12 protein-coding genes are annotated in these 18,950 nt (G+C 65.4%); 9 read left to right on the forward strand and 3 right to left on the reverse strand.

What is annotated here, in order from left to right; genetic code table 11:
• The first annotated feature begins 254 nt into the window (after nt 1-254).
• Nucleotides 255-668 (forward strand): hypothetical protein, encoded by a 414-nt coding sequence (locus tag BM052_RS15735; RefSeq protein ID WP_091148431.1) that lies wholly within the window; start codon nt 255-257, stop codon nt 666-668.
• Nucleotides 669-1,256: 588 nt separating this feature from the next.
• Here the strand turns inward: BM052_RS15735 and BM052_RS15740 are convergent.
• Entirely contained in the window at nt 1,257-4,217 is a 2,961-nt protein-coding gene (locus BM052_RS15740) for a TonB-dependent receptor plug domain-containing protein (protein ID WP_091148432.1), read from the reverse strand.
• A 106-nt stretch (nt 4,218-4,323) separates the two neighbouring features.
• Here BM052_RS15740 and BM052_RS15745 point away from each other — a divergent pair, with 106 nt between their 5' ends.
• The 4 genes from BM052_RS15745 to BM052_RS15760 all read left to right on the forward strand — a co-directional run bounded on the left by BM052_RS15745 (nt 4,324) and on the right by BM052_RS15760 (nt 10,365).
• Nucleotides 4,324-6,630, forward strand: a complete 2,307-nt coding sequence (locus BM052_RS15745) for a S9 family peptidase (protein WP_177198513.1) — start codon at nt 4,324-4,326, stop codon at nt 6,628-6,630.
• 345 nt (nt 6,631-6,975) lie between these two features.
• Complete coding sequence (locus BM052_RS15750; RefSeq protein ID WP_091148434.1) at nt 6,976-7,896, forward strand: dihydrodipicolinate synthase family protein; 921 nt, start codon at nt 6,976-6,978, stop codon at nt 7,894-7,896.
• 14 nt (nt 7,897-7,910) lie between these two features.
• On the forward strand, nt 7,911-8,909 hold the full coding sequence (locus tag BM052_RS15755) for a 4-hydroxyproline epimerase (protein ID WP_091148435.1): 999 nt from the start codon (nt 7,911-7,913) through the stop codon (nt 8,907-8,909).
• A 19-nt stretch (nt 8,910-8,928) separates the two neighbouring features.
• Nucleotides 8,929-10,365, forward strand: a complete 1,437-nt coding sequence (locus BM052_RS15760) for an amino acid permease (protein WP_091148436.1) — start codon at nt 8,929-8,931, stop codon at nt 10,363-10,365.
• A 28-nt stretch (nt 10,366-10,393) separates the two neighbouring features.
• Here BM052_RS15760 and BM052_RS15765 read toward each other — a convergent pair whose 3' ends face one another.
• Entirely contained in the window at nt 10,394-11,038 is a 645-nt protein-coding gene (locus BM052_RS15765) for a GntR family transcriptional regulator (RefSeq protein ID WP_091148438.1), read from the reverse strand.
• Between the two features lie 62 nt (nt 11,039-11,100).
• On the opposite strand from BM052_RS15765, the gene BM052_RS15770 reads away from it, so the two are divergent.
• Complete coding sequence (locus tag BM052_RS15770; RefSeq protein ID WP_091148440.1) at nt 11,101-12,363, forward strand: NAD(P)/FAD-dependent oxidoreductase; 1,263 nt, start codon at nt 11,101-11,103, stop codon at nt 12,361-12,363.
• Nucleotides 12,360-13,547, forward strand: a complete 1,188-nt coding sequence (locus BM052_RS15775; RefSeq protein ID WP_091148442.1) for a M24 family metallopeptidase — start codon at nt 12,360-12,362, stop codon at nt 13,545-13,547. Before BM052_RS15770 ends, BM052_RS15775 begins: the two co-directional genes overlap by 4 nt.
• A gap of 57 nt (nt 13,548-13,604) precedes the next feature.
• Here the strand turns inward: BM052_RS15775 and BM052_RS15780 are convergent, their stop codons facing one another.
• Nucleotides 13,605-15,374, reverse strand: coding sequence for a DUF885 domain-containing protein (locus BM052_RS15780; protein WP_255406197.1), 1,770 nt, complete (start codon nt 15,372-15,374; stop codon nt 13,605-13,607).
• Between the two features lie 270 nt (nt 15,375-15,644).
• On the opposite strand from BM052_RS15780, the gene BM052_RS15785 reads away from it, so the two are divergent.
• Complete coding sequence (locus tag BM052_RS15785) at nt 15,645-17,189, forward strand: aldehyde dehydrogenase (NADP(+)) (protein WP_091148445.1); 1,545 nt, start codon at nt 15,645-15,647, stop codon at nt 17,187-17,189.
• 239 nt (nt 17,190-17,428) lie between these two features.
• A complete protein-coding gene (locus tag BM052_RS15790; protein ID WP_091148446.1) occupies nt 17,429-18,934 on the forward strand; it encodes an amidase in 1,506 nt (501 codons plus the stop codon).
• Nucleotides 18,935-18,950 lie beyond the last annotated feature (16 nt).

An 18,950-nucleotide genomic window follows, 5' to 3' on the forward strand; every position in this document is an offset into this window, starting at 1 on the left:
ATCCCAGAGCCTTTTTACCCATAGATCAGTGTATGGGGCCCGCGGGTTCCTCCATGTCAGGATTCCGTACGCAAGCGCCCGAAATCCTTGGACTTCCCCGCCATTCGAAGGCATCGCTTCGCATGGCCGGTTCTGGAAGAGCCAGACGCTAGTGGTACGATTCTGACATTTGCATCCCATTTCAGCAAGCGCCGGAGCAAATGCCATAGTCTTCAGCGAGCCATGCCGACGTCTTCACCACAATCTGCGCGATCATGGAGCATCTTCGGACCGACGCTACGATCATCGAGCAGCGCCTGATCAATGATGCTCAGACGCACACTGTCCTGAGCGTCGAGACCTTCTCCCGGTATAACGACGGAGTAATCCAGGCTTCGTTCCTGAGAGCAGCGCTTCCCATCGAACTCAACTATCAGGACACGCCGACGGAAAGTCGGCTGATGCTCGACCTGCTCCGCCAGATGATCCGCTATCGAGACCGCCAGCAGGGTGAAGCGCTGGCGGAATTTCTGCTGGCGCTAGCCTGTGGGCGGTTGCGACTCGTGAGAGACGACATCGCGAAGCTTAGGATAGAGCTGGAGGGAGGACTTGACGGCGCCAGCGCGATCTCAATCTGGCTTGCTGATTGCATCGTGAACCGCTCCGCTCAGCTTCCAGACTGGGAATAGCTCGAGATATATCGCCCATTATGAGGAGCACCGTTCAACTATGCATTGGGGTTGCAATTTGGTAGTGGCGGAAGTGGAGATTTTGGCGGCGAATCAAGTCTATTTACTCAGGACGATTCCTCGTTTGAGAATCGAACCCATTTTGATTCCGGCTTTGATGGACCGATTGATGGATTCGAATTTGAGCGATCTTAATTTACCTTTTTAAATCAATCCCTTGGCCGACTGATTCGATTCCGGCTCGGCCATGGACGTCCGGAAAATGGCTGTTTCCCACCTTTTTTGTGATATGCTTGCCAAGCAAATCCGGACGGCTCCACCCTCTTCCGAGTACAATATGGGTACAGATGATGGACCGTCCGCCGAGCATCGCTTGGGAGGTCCATCATGGCGGAAGGCAGCAGTCGCCATGGATCGGCTGCAAGAACGTCCCCATTAGCGGGGTGATCGGCGTCTGATGCCTTACGCCATCCTGACGGGGCCCCCTTTTGCGCGCCGATAGGGGCCCCCGTTTGGACGCCGATTGACGCATCTATCAAAGATGGGACAATTGGCTCATGATGAAGCTCGCCAGAGTGGGGAGCGCCCTCAGCGCGTGAAGCGCAGGCGGAGGAAGAACGTGCGCCCGATCACGTCGTACACGCCGGCCTGATAGCTCAGCTCGAAGTTCGCCCCCCCCGCCTCGGCGCCGGGGATGCGCGGCGGCGCGCGGTCGAAGACATTGTTGAGGCCGCCCGATAGCTCGATGTTCTTCGTCAGCTTCACCCATCCGTAAATGTCGTTGTAGAATACGTTGGGCGTGAAGATGGGGTCGTAGTCCTCGCTGGTGATCGTGCTTGACGCCTTCATCGGCGAGAAGTGTCGCACCGTCCAGGTGCCGCCCCAGGTTGGTTGCGAATAGGTCGTGCGGATCACGCCTTTCCATGTCGGGCTGCCGAATACGCCGCGAAATTCGGTGGTCGTGTCGGGATCGGTGGGATCGAGCGTATAACGCCGGTTCAGCAGCCGCGTATAGTTGGCGCTGATCTCGATCCGGCCCGCCTTGGCGCCCAGCCCCAGTCGTTCGAGTCCCAAAGAATAGTTGAGTCCGAAATCGATCCCCCGGGTGAGGTACTGGGCGAGGTTGAGCTTCTGCGTCGTGACGGAGACGATATTGTTGCCGGAATCGCGCGTGACGAGGTCGCAGAAGACATTCTCCAGCGTCGGCTGGTCCACGCATTTGTCTATCAGCGTCTGGGCACCGAAGGCGTCGATCGCGTCACGCAGGTCAATATCAAAATAGTCGACCGTCAACGACAGACCCGGGACGAAGCGAGGTTCCAGCACCCCGCCCACCGTCAGCGTGCGGGCGACCTCGGGCTTCAGGTCCAGATTCCCCTTCGCGATGACGTCCCGATAGATCCAGTAATTGGTGAGATCGGTCGGTTTCAGGGCCGCGCAATTGGCTTCCGTATATTGCGTGCGCGTCACGCGGTTTTCCAAGTTCCAGGATTGGCATGGGTCGGTAACCCACAGGCCGCTCGTGCTGCTGGCGGTATAGAGTTCCTCGATGTTGGGCGCGCGCACGGCCTGTCCGTAAGTCGCGCGGAAACGCAGGTCGCGGATCGGGGCCCATTCCCCGCCGATCTTCCATGTCGTCGTCCGGCCGGCGGTGCTGTAGTCGGACAGGCGCACCGCACCGTCGATCGACAGACTGTGCACCGCGAACAGGTCTCGCAGCAGCGGCGCATGCAATTCGCCGTACACTTCCTTGACGCTGTATTTTCCGATCAGCGGCACGGCAGTGGTGCCGAGGGATGCGTCGTAGGCGGTGCTTGTGGCGTCGTACTCCGGAATGACGCCGATATCGTTGCGTTCGTTGCGGTACTCGGCACCCACCACGGCCTGCAACGTGCCGCCGGGCAGGTCAAGCAGGCCTCCCGAGACGTAGGCGGACGCCACCTGCTGAGTCATGACCGATTTCCCCCAGCTCGACGTATACTGGATATAATCGATCATTTGCGGGGTGAGCGTCATGAACGGATTGATGGCCACGCAGCCGTTGGTCGGATCGCTCAGCGTGCTGCGGCATACTGCGTTGCCGTTGCCGTCGGTGGTAGAATCGAGCCCCAGATACCAACGATCGTAGGACGTGGTGTTGACGTCGCGGACCTGCTCTTCGCTGCGGCCATAGGAGTAATAGGCGGAATAATTCCATGCCTTGCCGAACAGCCGGAAATCGCCCTCCGCGCCGGCGACGGCCTGAAGAGTCTTGCGCCTATATTGGGTTTCCGGCCTGCCGACCTCGGTCACCCGGCGCGCGAAATTGATCCCGCCCTCCGGAATGACGCCACCGGCCGCCGCCAGGATTTCAGAGGTAATGAACGGGCTGTCGGCTGGCACCGCATCATAGCCGAACCCCGTCAGCGAATCGTAGGCGGCGGTCGAAGTGTTGCGCGAGAAACTGACGTTGCCGAAGAGGCGGAACGCATCGCTGAAGTCGTAATGCGAGGACACGCGGGTGGAGAAGCGCTCCGACGGCACGGAGAGCAACCAGCCGTCATAACGGCCGTTATATTCCCCTCCATCGGTCAACAGCGTGCCGAGCGCCTCGCTGGTGTTGGCCATGTTCACCGCCGTCAAGTTGGTGAAGCCACTCGGGCCCAGCACCGGCGCGCGCAACTTGCCATTGCCATCGATCGCATAGAGCTTGTCGGCAAGGATCACCTGCGCCGAATTCGACGAATAGATATTGTAATTTCCGTCGGATATCCCGTATTTCTCGCTGCTGCTCGCGCGTGCGTAGTATGGATATCCAGCCGCTGTCCACGGGCGATCCTCACCAGCCACGAGACCAGGTTGATTATCATAGAATCCGTAGACGGTGACGTTCCCACGACCATCGCTGAAATTGGTTCCGGCGAGGATATCAAAGCTGTAAGTGTTCATATCGTTGCGAGTCGACTGACTATATTGCAAATTCGACTCTATTCCCTGAAAGTTCTTCTTCAGGATGAAGTTGGCGACACCAGCCACCGCATCGGCACCATAGAGGGCGGAAGCTCCGCCCGTTACCACTTCGACCCGTTCGACGAGACTTGACGGGATGTTGCTGAGATCGACGGCGGACGTGCCGGGAATCGCCGGCACCTGTCGCCGTCCATCCACCAGCACCAACGTGCGCTGGGTCCCCATGCCGCGCAGATCGAGGGCATTGATACCCGCGTTACCGGCAAGGTTACTGGTCTGGTTCGTCTGGGTGATCGCGAGCGCCGGCAGCTGGTTGACGACGTCTACGATCTGCCCCGAGCCGACCGTGCGGATCTCGTCAGCCGTTACGACCGCGATCGGAGCGGGAGCGTCGTTTACATCCCGCCGGATGCGCGAGCCGGTGACGACGATATCGCTCCGATCCTCATCGACGGTTCCGGCATCGGCACCGACGTCGGACGGGAGGTTGGCGGCATCTGCTGTCGCACGCGGAACCGACGTTTCCGCAAACGAAGGCTGCGCAAGAACCGCGCAGCCCAGCAACAATCCCACGCGATAAACTTTCTGACGATCGATCATGTCTCTTGCCCTCATTTGCCACTTCGTATACCAAATACGATATATTCATTGTGTCAAGAGGTATTGGATGTCGCACCGTCCATTCCTTCATCCACAGGAGGGCGGTGTGGCGATCACGAAGGTTGGAACGCGGGTGGTTGGCGTAGTGCTCGCCGTTGCGCTGGCGGCCGGCAGATCGGCGGCGAACGAGCCCGGCATCGCATCGGCCGATCGTTCGCCTGCGATCGATGTCCGCTATGCGCGCGCGGACGCATTCGTCTCACCGCGGCTCGGCGCGATGCTGGTCGATGCCGACTTGCAGCCGTCCTTTACCCCCGATGGTGCCGGCCTGCTGTTCCTTCGGGGCACGCCAGGCAGCCGGTCATTGCACTATCTAGCGCTCGAATCGTTGCAGGATCGGGTGGTAGCCAGTGAAGACAAGCTGCTAGCCGCACTCGCGGCGAAGATCGGACAGCGGATTAGCCCGTCCGAATTCGAAATCGGCTATCCCGAATATGGCACCACCGACCAATCGCTGCGTTTCACCTTCATGGACCGCAGATGGATGCTCGGGCCAGATGGCGCGCTGACCGAAGTCCATGAAGAGGCGGTCTCGCCCGATGGCCGCTACCTGATCGTGGCGCATGGCTACGACCTTTATGCACAGGATCGGAAGACCGGCCGGGAAGTACGGCTGACCACCGATGGTACGCGCGATCGCCCCTATGGCCGCGGCATCGCCACGCTGCCCGATATCCTGCGGGCGGGCAGCGAGGAGCCCCCCATGCCCGTGTCGGCGGCATGGTCTCCCGACAGCCGCCGCATCCTGACCTGGCGCCTCGACACGCGCGACGTGCCGCGTCTCTCGATCACGCAGCAAAATCCGCCGGGCAGCCTCTATCCCAGATCGTTCAGCTATATCTATCCGCTCGCTGGCGGCACGCGGCTTCCGCAGGCCGAACGGCTGGCGATCGACGTCGAGGAAGCGTTGCGCACGGGCCGCGCGCATGTCGTGCCTCTCGCCATTCCCGCCGAGTCGCTGCTCTATCCCAACGATCCGCACTTCGAATGGCAGGGCGATCGCGCCCGCGCGGTGTGGACCGAGCGCGGCTATGGGCAGGTTGCGGTCTACGACGCCGATCCGGTCACAGGCGCGGCGCGCGTCGTGGCGCGCGAGCGCATGAAGCCACTGGTGTTCGTTACATCCAGCTTCTTCCACGCCGCGCCCGGGCTGGGCGGCGAGCTCGACGTGTCCGAACGGACGGGATGGGCGCAGCTCTATCTCGTGCGCCCCGACGATCCTGACGGTGGGATCGCGCTGACCCACGGGGACTGGGAGGTGATCGGCATCGAACACGTCGATCCGGACGCGCGCACCGTGCTGGTGACCGGCGTGGGGCACGAACCCGACCGCGACCGCTATTTCCGCGCGCTGTACCGCGTGCCGGTGGCCGGCGGCGATCCGGTCCTGCTGACGCCCGAACCGCTCGATCACGAAGTGGCCGTCTCGCCCGACGGCAAATGGTTCGTCGACGCGATGTCGAGCCCCGCGGAGCCGACCCGGACCGTGCTGCGCGATGCGCGCGACGGGCATGTCGTGCTGGAACTCGCCCATGCCGACGCCGGCGCGCTCCGCGCGATCGGCTATAACTTCCCCGAAACGTTCGACGGGGTCGCCGCGGACGGGCACACGCCCCTTCACGCGATGATCTATCGCCCGATCGGCTTCGACCCGAAACGGCGCTATCCGATAATCGACAATGTCTACACCGGTCCCACGACCACGCAGGTGCCGACGACCTGGGCCGGCACGATCGCGTCCTCATCGTCGAGCGTCGCGCAGATCGGCGTGGTCGTCGTGCAGATCGACGGGCGCGGCACCTCGCGCCGCGGGCAGGCGTTCCGGCTCCCGTCCTACCAGAATCTCGGCGAGGTGGGACTGGACGACCATATCGCGATGATCCGGCAGATGGCGGCGCGCTATCCCAGCCTCGATGCGACCCGCGTCGGCGTCTATGGAGGTTCGGCGGGCGGTTACGACGCGGCGCGTTTCGTGATGCGGCGGCCCGACTTCTTCAAGGTGTCGGTCGCCTGGTCGGGCAACCACGACCTGCGGCTCGACAAGGCCTGGTGGCCGGAAGCGTCGATGGGCAACGCCGATCCCGCGACGTGGGAGCGCAATTCGAACATGTCGACCGCGGGCAACCTCACCGGCAAGCTGCTGCTCGTCCATGGCGACATCGACGACAACGTCCCGGTGACCGAAAGCCTGCGCCTGGAAAAGGCGATCATCGACGCGGGACGCGATGTCGATCTCGTCATCCTGCCGAATACGCGGCACCGCGTCTATCAGCCGTTCTTCTGGCGCAAGTTTCGCCACTATTTCACCCGCCACTTGCTGAACGAATCGCCACCGGGCGAAGTGCCGCAATGAACCGCCCCCGCCCGCCAGTCGCCCCGATGGGCCTCGCGAACATGACGTTCGGCGGCTATGGTGCGTTTTGCCGGATGACAGTGCGCGACTGCCGTCGCCGGCGATGTGCCGCAGCGCGCCATCCCGGCTGACCGGGACGCTCTCGTCGGCCGCGAGAAAACCGGACCGGCCGAGAAACGGCAATATCGGCGCGAACGACCAAGGTTGGGAATGCTGATTACCGGATACCTGCGCGGGTCCGGCCTTTCGCACCCACCGCGCGCCGGGCGCAAAACGCACGTTTCCGCGGTTGCGCATATTTAGAATATAGTATACGAATTTTCGAAACGAAAAGGATATCGATGTATGAAAGGTGCTTCGCAATTGTGGTCAGGTGTCTATCCAGCCGCGACAACCCAGTTCGCGGCGGACTTTTCGATCGACATGGACGCGACCCAGCGAGTGCAGACGGCATTGGTTGATGATGGCGTCGATGGGCTGATCGTGCTGGGCACCTGCGGCGAGAACAATTCGCTCGAACCCGAGGAAAAACGCGCCGTGCTGGCAGGCGCGGTGGAAGCGGTCGGTGGCCGGGTGCCGCTGGTTGCCGGGGTTTCGGAATTGACTACCGAACGCGCGATCCGCTATGCCAAGGATGCTGAGAAGCTAGGCATGGACGGACTGATGCTGCTGCCGGCGATGGTCTATGTGCCTACGAGCGAGGAACTGCAGGCGCATTTCCGCGCGGTGGCAGAGGCGACCGCGTTGCCGATAATGCTCTACAACAACCCACCCGCCTACCGCGTCAACATCGACTTCGCGACGCTTGAAGGCCTTGCCGAGATTCCCAACATCGTTGCGATCAAGGAAAGCGCGCCCGACCCGCGCCGCTTCACCGACGTCATCAACCGCTTCGGGAACCGCTTCGAGGTGATGGCGGGGCTCGACGACATCGCGCTCGAAGGCCTCATGCTCGGCGCGAGCGGCTGGGTCTCCGGCCTCACCAGCGCCTTTCCCCGGGAATCGGTGCGGCTTGTCGCGGCGGCAAGCGAGGGCAATTGGGAAGAGGCGCGCGCGATCTACCGCTGGTTCATGCCCCTGCTCCACCTCGATGCCGAACATGATCTGGTACAGTCGATCAAGCTGGCGGAGCAGATCATGGGCCGGGGCAGCGAGCGCGTGCGACTGCCGCGACTGCCGCTTTCCGGCCAGCGCCGCAAGGACGTGATCGCCTGGGTGGAGCAGGCCGCCGCAACCCAGCCGAGCAACAAGCTCGCGGTCGCCTGAGCGCATCCCGCTTCATGCGCAGCCACTTCTTCTGTATCGACGGCCATACTGCCGGCAATCCGGTCCGCTTGGTGGCGGGCGGCGCGCCGCTGCTGCGCGGCGCCAGCATGATCGAGCGCCGGCAGGACTTCATCGAGCGCTTCGATTGGATCCGCACCGGCCTGTGCTTCGAGCCGCGCGGGCACGACATGATGTCGGGCGGCTTCCTCTATCCGCCGACGCGGGAGAATTGCGACTGCGGCATCCTGTTCATCGAGACCTCGGGCTGCCTGCCGATGTGCGGCCACGGCACGATCGGCATCGTCACCTTCGGCCTCGAACATGGCCTCATCACCCCGCGTGAGCCCGGCAGGCTGCGGATCGAGGTGCCCGCCGGCGTGATAGAGGTCGCTTACGGCATCGAGGGCGAGCGCGTGACCTGGGTGCGCATCCGCAACGTGCCGGCCTATGTCGCCGCCACCGGCGTCGCGATCGACGTACCCGGCTTCGGCTCGCTGTCGGTCGACGTCGCCTATGGCGGCAACTACTATGCGATCATCGAACCGCAGGGCCCCTACACCGGGCTCGACGATCTCGGCGCGGCGCGCATCGTCGAACTCAGCCGCAGCATCCGTGCGCTGGTGCGCGAGGCGTTCGAGCCGGTGCATCCGCTCGACGAACGCATTCGCGGCGTCAGCCACGTGCTGTGGGCCGACCGGCCGAAAGGCGAAGGCGCGGACGGACGCAACGCCGTGTTCTACGGCGCGCGCGCGATCGATCGCAGCCCCTGCGGCACCGGCACCTCGGCGCGGATCGCGCATCTGGCGGCGCAGGGCCGGCTGAAAGTGGGTGATGGCTTCGTGCACGAAAGCTACATCGGCAGCCGGTTCCTTGGCCGGGTGGAGGAGGCCGTCGACATCGGCGGCATTTCCGGCATCGTGCCGTCGATCGAGGGTTCGGCGATCGCGACCGGGTTCAACACCATCTGGATCGATCGCGCAGACCCGTTCTGGGCGGGCTTTACCGTCACCTGATAGCTGAAAGGACCGTGCCATGGCCCTGCTGGGACCCGTCAAACCGATCGCACAGGGCGCCGCTTCCGATCCCGGCCAGCGCCTGCGACCCAGTCTTTCCTGGCCCCACCTGATCGCGCTGGGTATCGGCGCGATCGTCGGGACCGGCATCTACACCCTCACCGGGGTGGGCGCCGAACGCGCCGGGCCGGCGGTGATCCTCTCCTTCGCGATCGCCGGCGCGGTGTGTGCCTGCGCCGCGCTCGCCTATGCAGAACTCGCGACGATGATCCCGACCGCGGGCAGCGCCTATACCTACAGCTATTCGGTGCTGGGCGAGACCATCGCCTGGATCGTGGGCTGGAGCCTGATCCTCGAATATTCGCTCGCCTGCTCGACCGTGGCGGTCGGCTGGTCGGGCTATCTGGTGGGCTGGCTCGAATCGACGGGGCTGCACTTGCCGGCAGCGATCCTTAACGGACCGCACGCCGGCGGCATCGTCAACCTGCCGGCGGTAATGGTCTCGCTGGCCATTGCCGCGATGCTGATGGCCGGCACCCGCGAGAGCGCAACGCTCAATATCGTGCTTGTCGTAATCAAGCTGGTGGCGCTTGCCGCCTTCGTCGCGCTGGCGCTGCCGGCGTTCGACCCCGCGCATCTCCATCCGTTCATGCCCTACGGCTTCGCCAGCCACGCGGCCGGCAATAGCACGCAGGGCGTGATGGCCGCCGCCGCGATCGTGTTTTTCGCTTTCTACGGCTTCGATGCAGTCGCCACCTCGGCCGAGGAAGCGAAGAATCCGGGACGCGACCTGACGATCGGCATCATCGGCTCGATGGCATTGTGCACCAGCATCTACATCCTCGTCGCGCTTGCCGCGATCGGCGCCATGCCCTTCATCGAACTTGGCAATTCGCCCGAGCCGCTGGCGCTGGTGCTGCGCGTGCTGGGCCATCCCTTCGCCGCCTGGGCGATCGCGGGCGCCGCGCTGGTGGCGCTGCCCTCGGTAATCCTGGTGATGATGTATGGGCAAAGCCGCATCTTCTTCGTCATGGCGCGCGACGGACTGCTGCCGCGCGCACTGGCGAAAGTCTCACCCCGCACCGGCGCGCCGGTTCTGGTGACGGGAATCACCGGCCTGTTCGTAGCTGCCGTCGCCGGCTTCTTCCGGCTCGACGAGATCGCCGAGCTGGCGAACGCGGGCACGCTCGTCGCGTTCATCGCAGTGGGGCTGTGCATGATGCTGCTGCGGCGGCGGGCGCCCGAAATCCCGCGCATCTTCCGCTGCCCGGCACCATACCTAGTGGGCACGATGGCGGTGCTCGGCTGCCTTTACCTGCTGTCGTCGCTGCCCGAAAAGACGCTGGTGCGCTTCGCGATCTGGAATTTGATCGGACTGCTGGTCTACGCGCTTTACGGCCGCAGCCGCAGCCTGCTTGTGCGCGATGTGGTTTCTGCCGTTCCCGTCCAACCCTGAGATGAGCGGCGGTGCAAAGTGGCGGCCGTCAGCGGCCGAGCTGGCGCCGCAAGTCGCCGAGCGTGCCGCCGATGTGCTCGGCGATCAAAGTGCGCGCGCGCTCCGCATCGCGCGCGAGCCAGGCTTCCATCAGTACCGCATGCTCCAGGTGCGCGCGGTCCTCGCGGCCGGCCGGTTCCAGGTGCTTGCGCACGTAGCGTTCGGACATGATGTGCAGCCGCTCGACCAGCTGGGTGGTCAGCAGCCGCTTGCCGGGGCGCACCAGCGCCATGTGAAAATCGCGGTTGCGCGCGCCCACCTCGTCCAGTCGGTCGGCGGCGGCGCGGTTCAGTTCGTCGAGCGCCGCGCGCGCCGCGTCGCGCTCCTCCTCGCTCGCCGCCAGCGCCGCCGCCACGACCGCGTCGGGCTCGATCGAAAGCCGCAGCGCAAAGATTTCCTCGGCTTCCTCAGCCGACATCGCCCGCACGAAGAAACCGCGATTGGCCGCGTTTATCAGCAATCCTTCCTGTTCGAGCCGGGCCAGCGCTTCGCGCAGCGGAATCTTGCTCACGCCCAGTTCGGCGGCAAGCGCGTCCTGCCGCACCGCGCGGTCGACCGGCAGCTTGCCCGATACGATGCGTTCACGCACAATTTCGAAGATTTGCTCGGACAAGGTGCGAACCACAATACTCATCTGGAACCGCACTCCGTCGCTTGTACATATAACGTATACGACGCAGCCGGTTGGCTCACAACATGAATGTGCGGACAAATAAAGATACGGTGGTGGTCGGCGGCGGCATCATCGGCCTGACCTGCGCGCTGGCACTCGCGCGGCGCGGTGCGGCGGTCACGGTGTTCGAGCCCGACGCGCGGCGAAGCGCACCGTCCTGGGGCAATGCCGGGCATGTGGCGATCGAGCAAGTCATGCCGCTCGCTTCGCCCGCGATGATCCGTTCGGCACCGCGCCGGCTGTTCGCGCTGGGCGGCGCCCTGGCGCTGCCGCCGGGGCAGTGGCGCGCGTGGCTACCCTTCGCGCGTGATCTGCTGCACGCCTCCTCGCCCGCGCGCTTTGCGCGGGGCGCGGCTGCGCTGGGCCCGCTGCTCGCCGAGGCAATGCCCGCGTGGCGCCGCCTGGCCGCCAGCCTGCCCGGCCCGCCGCTGCTGCGCGAGGAGGGACACTTCATCGTGTGGGAAAGCAAGCGCCGCGCCGAGCACGGACGCCGCGCCTGGGCGGTGGCCGAGACCGGGACCGCGCGCTGGCGCGAGGCGGAGGCGGCCGAACGCGGCCGGCTCTCGGCGCTGTCCAGCGCGATCGCGGGCGCGATCCGGTTCGAGAACACCGGGCAGATCGCAAGCCTGCCCAGGCTTGCCGACGTGCTGGAAGCCGCGCTGGGCGCGGCCGGCGGACGGATCGTGCGCGCGAACGCGGCCCTGCAAGCGGCCGACGGAGGCGTTGCGATAGCGATCGACGGCGGCCCCGCATGGGTGCCCGAGCGGCTGATCCTGGCGGCCGGCGTGCGTTCGGCCGCGCTGCTGGCGCCGCTCGGCCTTCGCGCACCGATCATTGCCGAACGCGGCTATCACATCCGCGCGCGCGATCACGACTGGCCCGCCGGACTGCCGCCGGTCGCGTTCGAGGACCGCTCGATGATCGTCACCTGTTTCGAAAGCTACGCACAGGCATCGAGCTTCGTCGAACTCGCGCATCCGGATGCACCGCCCGATCCACGCAAGTGGGACAGGCTCGAAAGCCATGTCGCCGCGCTGGGCCTGCCCCTGCGCGGCCCCTTCGAACGCTGGATGGGGCCCCGCCCGACCTTGCCGGACTATCTCCCCGCGATCGGCCGCGCCCGCGATGCCGCCAACCTGTTCTACGCCTTCGGGCACCAGCACCTGGGCCTGACGCTTTCTGCGATCACCGCCGAGGGCGTGGCGGCGCTGGCTGGGGGCGATGAGCCGCCGATCCCGCTCGCACCTTTCGCTCTTGAACGCTTCTCCAAGGATAGATTGCCATGACCATCGGTGGATCGGACTATCACACCGAACTCGCGTGCCTCTCGCCATGGCCCGATCCGGCCGCTCCGATCGGGGGTGACGAACGCCTTGCTCGCCTCGGTCGCGCCCGTGCGCTGACGGAGGCGATGGGCGCCGATTCCCTGCTGGTCAACGCCGGCGCCTCGCTGCGCTACTTCGCCGGACTGCCCTGGAGCGCCACGGAACGGATGGTGGCGATGCTGCTGCCGCTCGCCGGCGAGCCGATCATGGTCTGTCCGCGCTTCGAACTCGGTTCGCTGCGCGCGGATCTCGGCATCGCGGCGGACATTCGGCTGTGGGACGAGGACGAGAGCCCTCACGCGCTGCTTTCAGACGCCTTGCGCGGGGCGAAAGTGCTGGCGATCGATCCCGCACTCAGCTTCCAGATGGCCGAGCGGCTGGGCGCCGCCGCGCCGTGGCTGGCGCTGGCGGACGGCGCACCCGCGATCGACGGCTGCCGCATGGTCAAGTCCGCCGCCGAAATCGCGCTGATGCAACAGGCCAAGGCGATGACGCTGGAAGTCCACCGCCGCGCCGCGCGCATCCTTGCCCCTGGAATTGCCGCCAGCGAAGTGAAGCGCTTCATCGACGATGCGCACAGCGCGCTCGGCGCGGCGGGCTCCAGCTTCTGCGCGGTCCAGTTCGGCCAGGCCACCGCCTATCCGCATGGCCTGCCCGGCGATCAGCGGCTGGCCGAAGGCGATCTGGTGCTGATCGACACCGGCTGCATCGTCGAAGGCTACAACTCCGACATCACCCGCACTTACGCCTTCGGCCGGGTATCGGACGAGACGAGCGCGATCTGGGCGCTCGAAAAGGAAGCGCAGGCCGCCGCCTTTGCCGCCGCCGTGCCCGGCGCTCCCTGCGAAGCCGTGGATGCGGCAGCGCGCGCGGTCCTGGAAAACGCCGGACTCGGTCCGGACTACCACTTGCCCGGCCTGCCGCACCGCACCGGCCACGGCATCGGCCTGTCGATCCACGAGCCCGCCTATCTGGTGCGCGGAGACACGACGCCGCTGGCACCGGGCATGTGCTTTTCCAACGAGCCGATGATCGTCATACCCGATCGCTTCGGCGTGCGGCTGGAGGATCACTTCTACATGACCGAGGACGGCCCGCGCTGGTTCACGCAGCCGCAGCCTTCGATCGTCCGGCCCTTCGCCTGAGCCGGCGCCAACGGTGTCCGGCGGACTACGGGAGCGCCGGGGGCAACCCTTCCGGGCCTATTCTTCGTCCGGGTAGGGTCCCTTGCCGCCTTCGGCGATGAACCGGTCTATCCGGGCTTGCAGCACCGGCAGCGGCACCGATCCCAGGTCCAGCACGGTATCGTGGAAGGCGCGAATGTTGAATTTCGGCCCCAGCGCCTTTTCGGCACGATCACGTGCGTCGAAAATCGCCATCTCCCCCGGGTAATAGGCCAGAGCCTGCCCCGGCCAGGCGATGTAGCGATCCACCTCGGTCTCGATCTCCCGGTCGGCCAGCGCGGTGTTGTCATGCAGGTAGGCCTGTGCCTGCTCGCGGCTCCAGCCCATCGAATGAATGCCGGTGTCCACCACCAGCCGTGCCGCGCGCCACATCTGGTAGGAAAGCATGCCGAAGCGATCATAGGGTGTCTCGTACATGCCCATCTCGTCACCCAGCTTCTCGCAGTAAAGCGCCCAACCCTCGCCGTAGGCGGAGATGTAGGTCTGCTGGCGGAATGGGGGCAGATTCTTGTTTTCCTGCGCCAGCGACATCTGGAAGGCATGGCCCGGCGCGCTTTCATGCAGCGTCAGCGCCGGCAGCGCGTAAAGCGGGCGCGAGGGGAGATCGTAGGTGTTGACGAGATACCCCCCCGGCCCGCCCCGCCCGCTGGTGTAGTAGGGCGCGATGTCGTCGGGCACCGGTGTGATCTCGAAGCGAGCGCGGGGCAGATGGCCGAACCAGGCCGAGGCTTTGCCGTCGAACTGCTTGGCGATCCATGCCGCGTCCTTGAGCAGTTCCATCGGGGTCTTGGCGTAGAACCGCGGATCGGTGCGCAGGAAGTGGAGGAAGGCGGGCAGATCGCCGCCGAACTTCACCTCTTTCATCACTTCCAGCATCTGCGCGTGGATCTTCGCCACTTCGTCGAGCCCGATCCGGTGGATCTGCCCGGGCGTGAGGTCGAGCGTGGTGAACTCGCGGATCTTGGACTGGTAGTAGGCCTTGCCGTCGGGCAATGCATAGGCATCGATCGCCGTCACGGCATGCGGAATATAATCCTCGCGCAGGAACACGAGCAGCTTGCGGTGCGCGGGCACCACGTCATCGGCGATCGCCGCCTTGCCTTGCGCGCGCAGCTCTGCCTGCACCGCAGCCGGGATCACCGCAGGCATCGCCTTGAACGGCTCATAGTAGGGATTGTCCTCGGTGCTTTTGGCTTCGGCGATCGAGGTCACGGTATCGTCGCGCCCTTGCAGCGTGATCCTTGGCGGAGTGAAGCCGCGCGCCTCGCCTGCCTTCATGTTGGCGATCTGCTGGTCGAAATAGCGCGGGATTTCGCCCATCAGCGCGATGTAATTGCGATAGTCCTGCTCGGTCCGAAAGGTCTGGCGCGCGGCGCCGCCGACATCGCCCCAGAAGCTGGTATCGGAATTGAGCGGCCTTTCGTATTCGCGAAAGCGCTGCGCGGCGAGCAGCGCGCCGATCTGATAGCGATAGACCGCATAGTTTTCCCGGTTGTTCGGGCTCAGCGCTTTCGCATCGATGGTATCGAGCTTGGAGAGCACCCCGGCCCATTTGGCCAGCTTGGCGTCCTGGGCCCGGGGTCCGACATCCGGCAGGTGTGCGGAGATGGCATCGCTGTCCTCATCATCGGCGAACTGCTTTTCGCGCCAGGCCCATTCCTCCTGATAAAGCGCCTCGAAGCGGCGATCCGCCTTGGCGGGATAAGCCGCCTTTGCGGGCGCCGCGTTCTCGTCGGCGCTCGCCGGCGCCGTGACCGTCAGCGCGCCCGCGAAAGCGATCGCTGACACAACGTTTCGCCAATGTGAATCCGCCAATTCAGACCCCTTCTTTCGCAATTCCGTTCTAAATCGTATATGATATCTAAAATGAGTGCAAGGCGGCGGCGATACCTTCCCGCTGGCCCCCTGCGTGTAGCCCGGTGAGCGCACGCTCACGCGCATGGAAAGCTTGCGACGATATATTTATATAGTATACGATTGTAGTTACATCGCCTCGCCAACCCGGCCCACGAGCCATTGGTGCAAAGACCGCGCAACCTCCGGAAGCAAAGGACTTTCATGACTTCGACCATCGATGGCGCGATCCTGTTCGGCGCCGACGAACGCCAGGCGGAGGCACGCTTCACCGCGATCGATCCCCGTCGCGCCACTCCGCTTTCGCCCAGCTTCTCGTCCGCGACGCGGGCCGACGCAGCCGAGGCCGCGCGTCTCGCTGACGAGGCGTTCGTGGATTATGCGGCGACATCGCCCAACGAACGCGCAACCTTCCTCGACGCCTTGGCCGATGCGATCGATGTGATCGGTGATCCGCTGATCGAACGTGCCATGGCCGAAACCGGCCTGCCGCGCCCCCGGCTCGAAGGCGAACGCGGCCGCACCACGCAACAGCTTCGCCTGTTCGCCGCCTTCCTGCGCGCGGGCGGCGGCCTCGACCCGGTGATCGACCCCGCCCTTCCCGGCCGCGCCCCGCTGCCCCGGCCCGATGTCAGACGCATCAACCTGCCCCTCGGCCCGGTCGCGGTGTTCGGTGCGTCGAACTTCCCGCTCGCCTTTTCGGTCGCGGGCGGCGACACCGCCGCCGCGCTCGCCGCAGGCTGTCCAGTGGTGGTCAAGGGCCATCCGGCGCATCCCGGGACCGGCGAACTGATCGCGCGCGCGATCATCCGCACGGTCGGCGAACGCGGGCTACCGCCCGGCACCTTCAGCTATTTGCCCGGCGAGACCGAGGAGCTCGGCGCCGCGCTGGTCGCCGATCCGCGCATCAAGGCGGTGGGCTTCACCGGCTCGCGCGCCGGCGGCCTGGCGCTGATGCGCGTCGCCGCCGACCGCGCGGTGCCGATCCCGGTTTATGCGGAAATGTCCAGCATCAATCCGGTCCTGCTGCTGCCGGCCGCACTGGAAGCGCGCGCCGAAGCGCTGGCCGAGGGCTTCGTCCAGTCGCTGACCCTGGGCTCGGGCCAGTTCTGCACCAATCCCGGCCTTGTCCTCGCGTGCGAGGGTCCTGCGCTCGACCGCTTCATGGCCGCGGCGGGAGCAGCACTGTCGGCCTGCCCGGCGAGCACGATGCTGACCGCGGGCATTCACGCCGCCTACGAGGCCGGCGTAAACGCTCTGATCGAAAACGACGCGGCCCGGCTGCTCGCGCGCGGCGGCAAGGCGGCGGCGCCTTACGAAGCCGTCGGCGCGCTGTTCGAAACGCTCGCCGGCGATTTCCTTGCCCAGCCGGCGCTGGGGAACGAAGTGTTCGGCCCTTCCTCGCTCATCGTGCGCTGCGAGAATATCGAGGAGATGGCGCGCGTCGCGAGCGCGATGGAGGGGCAACTCACCGCCACCATCCATATCGACGAGGCTGACAAGCCGGCCGCGGCGCGCCTCCTGCCGGTGCTGACGGCCCGCGCCGGACGCATCCTCGCGAACGGCTGGCCGACCGGGGTCGAGGTCTGCCACGCGATGGTCCACGGCGGCCCGTTTCCCGCAACCAGCGACGGGCACACCACTTCGGTCGGAACCTTGGCGATGAGCCGGTTCTTGCGGCCGGTATGCTTCCAGGACCTGCCGGGCGAGCTGCTGCCGCCTGCCTTGCGCGATCCAGCGGTGGACTGATACCAACGGCTTTTGGCCTGCCGGCACCTTTCCGCGCGCCGATGCCGGCATGCGTCAAATACGCTTCAGTTCTCGAAAGGCACCCTTTTCGCCTCTGCCTGGACCGAATCCCGACAAAGTCTCCTGGTCTGGATCGCCGCGCCGCCTGCGGCGATCGAAGGGAGGGGGACACCGCCCCCATTCCGATTTCGGCAGGGTCGAGCGTCAAACAGGGAAGAAGCCAGTAGGAGGAAGAAACGATGCGTGGTTGGATCGCCGCCGCATTCACCCTGATGATCGCGGTGGCCGCGTCCGGCCTCCACGCGAGCGACCGGCACGACTTCACCGCGGAGTTGACGATCGCGGGACTGCAAGCCCGCATCGCCAGCGGCAAGAGCGGTTGCGCGGAAACCGTCAGCCTCTATCTTGAGCGGATCGGGCGCTACGACGCGGCGGGCCTCCACGCCGTCAGCATCGTCAATGCAGCGGCTCTCGACGAAGCACGGGCGCGGGATCGTGAGCCCCCGTCGCGGCGACGAGCGCAACCGCTGTTCTGCGTGCCCGTGCTCGTCAAGGACAATATCGATGTCGCCGGCATGCCCACCACCGCGGGATCAATGGCACTCAAGGACAACATCGCGATCGGCGATGCACCGATCATAGCGAGGCTGAAGCGGGCCGGAGCGATCGTTCTGGCGCACGGCAACATGGCCGAATGGGCATTCAGCCCCCGGCACACCGTCAGTTCAACGGTGGGCGAAACAGTGAACGCCTATGATTTCTCGCGAGTGCCCGCCGGGTCCTCCGGCGGCACGGCCTCCGCGGTCGCGGCCAATCTGGCCATGGTGGGCCTTGGCACCGATACCGGAAATTCCATCCGCGGCCCTTCCTCCCGCCTTGCGCTGGTGGGCATGCGCCCCACGATAGGGCTGGTCCCGCTGGACGGCATCGTGCCGCTGGTACTGGATCGTGATGCCGTCGGCCCCATGACGCGCACGGTGGAGGACAATGCCCGCATGCTGGCGGTCATGGCGAATTCCGCGCCAGGCGGCCGAGCGCGGCACTATCTTGAAGCTCTTCGCCCCGGCGCCCTGAAGGGGCAACGGATCGGCGTACTGCGCGCGCTCGCCGATCCCGCTGAGATGTCACCCGATATTTCCCGCCTGTTCGAGGTCGCCCTTGCCGATCTGCGCGCGGCGGGTGCGACGGTGGTCGATATCACCATACCCGGGCTGAAGGCGCATTGGGACAAGGATGTCTATTGCCCACGCTTCCGCGCCGACGTGAATGCCTATCTCGATCGTCCAGGCCGGGTGTCGCCGGTCCGCGACGTCCAGCAGGTCTTTGAAAGCGGGCATTTCGCTCCATCGTCGCAGGAGCAATTCGCATTCTTCCTCGAGGGCGCCCGCAATGATTGCCCCGACCTTGCCCGGGATCCGGAAAGGCGGGCCTTTCGGGCGGACGTGATTAAGGCGATGGACGAGGCGGGGGTGATCGCCATCGCCTATCCGAGCTGGACAAGCGGCCCCGCGCGCATCGATCGCTGGCGCGAGGATTACCGGGGCGACAATTCGCAGGCGATCGCGCCGGCCACGGGGCAGCCCGCGATCACCGTCCCCATGGGCTTCGATGACGATGGCCTGCCCGCCGGCCTGCAGCTTCTGGGACGCCCCTTTGCGGAGGCGAAGCTCTACGGCATCGCCCATGAATACGAGCGGCGGACGCATCACCGGCGCCCGCCGCCCGCCTTCCCGCCGATCCGTTAGGAATCGCGAGCGCGGC

This window comes from Novosphingobium sp. CF614, assembly GCF_900113255.1.
Classification (GTDB): Bacteria; Pseudomonadota; Alphaproteobacteria; order Sphingomonadales; family Sphingomonadaceae; genus Novosphingobium.

Bases quoted from the DNA above. Each gene is read 5' to 3' on its own strand.
- BM052_RS15760 (WP_091148436.1), top strand. From the start codon at position 8,929: ATGGCCCTGCTGGGACCCGTCAAACCGATCGCACAGGGCGCCGCTTCC.
- BM052_RS15740 (WP_091148432.1), bottom strand. From the start codon at position 4,217: ATGATCGATCGTCAGAAAGTTTATCGCGTGGGATTGTTGCTGGGCTGC.
- BM052_RS15775 (WP_091148442.1), top strand. From the start codon at position 12,360: ATGACCATCGGTGGATCGGACTATCACACCGAACTCGCGTGCCTCTCG.
- BM052_RS15765 (WP_091148438.1), bottom strand. From the start codon at position 11,038: ATGAGTATTGTGGTTCGCACCTTGTCCGAGCAAATCTTCGAAATTGTG.
- BM052_RS15785 (WP_091148445.1), top strand. From the start codon at position 15,645: ATGACTTCGACCATCGATGGCGCGATCCTGTTCGGCGCCGACGAACGC.
- BM052_RS15755 (WP_091148435.1), top strand. From the start codon at position 7,911: ATGCGCAGCCACTTCTTCTGTATCGACGGCCATACTGCCGGCAATCCG.
- BM052_RS15790 (WP_091148446.1), top strand. From the start codon at position 17,429: ATGCGTGGTTGGATCGCCGCCGCATTCACCCTGATGATCGCGGTGGCC.
- BM052_RS15770 (WP_091148440.1), top strand. From the start codon at position 11,101: ATGAATGTGCGGACAAATAAAGATACGGTGGTGGTCGGCGGCGGCATC.
- BM052_RS15750 (WP_091148434.1), top strand. From the start codon at position 6,976: ATGAAAGGTGCTTCGCAATTGTGGTCAGGTGTCTATCCAGCCGCGACA.
- BM052_RS15735 (WP_091148431.1), top strand. From the start codon at position 255: ATGGAGCATCTTCGGACCGACGCTACGATCATCGAGCAGCGCCTGATC.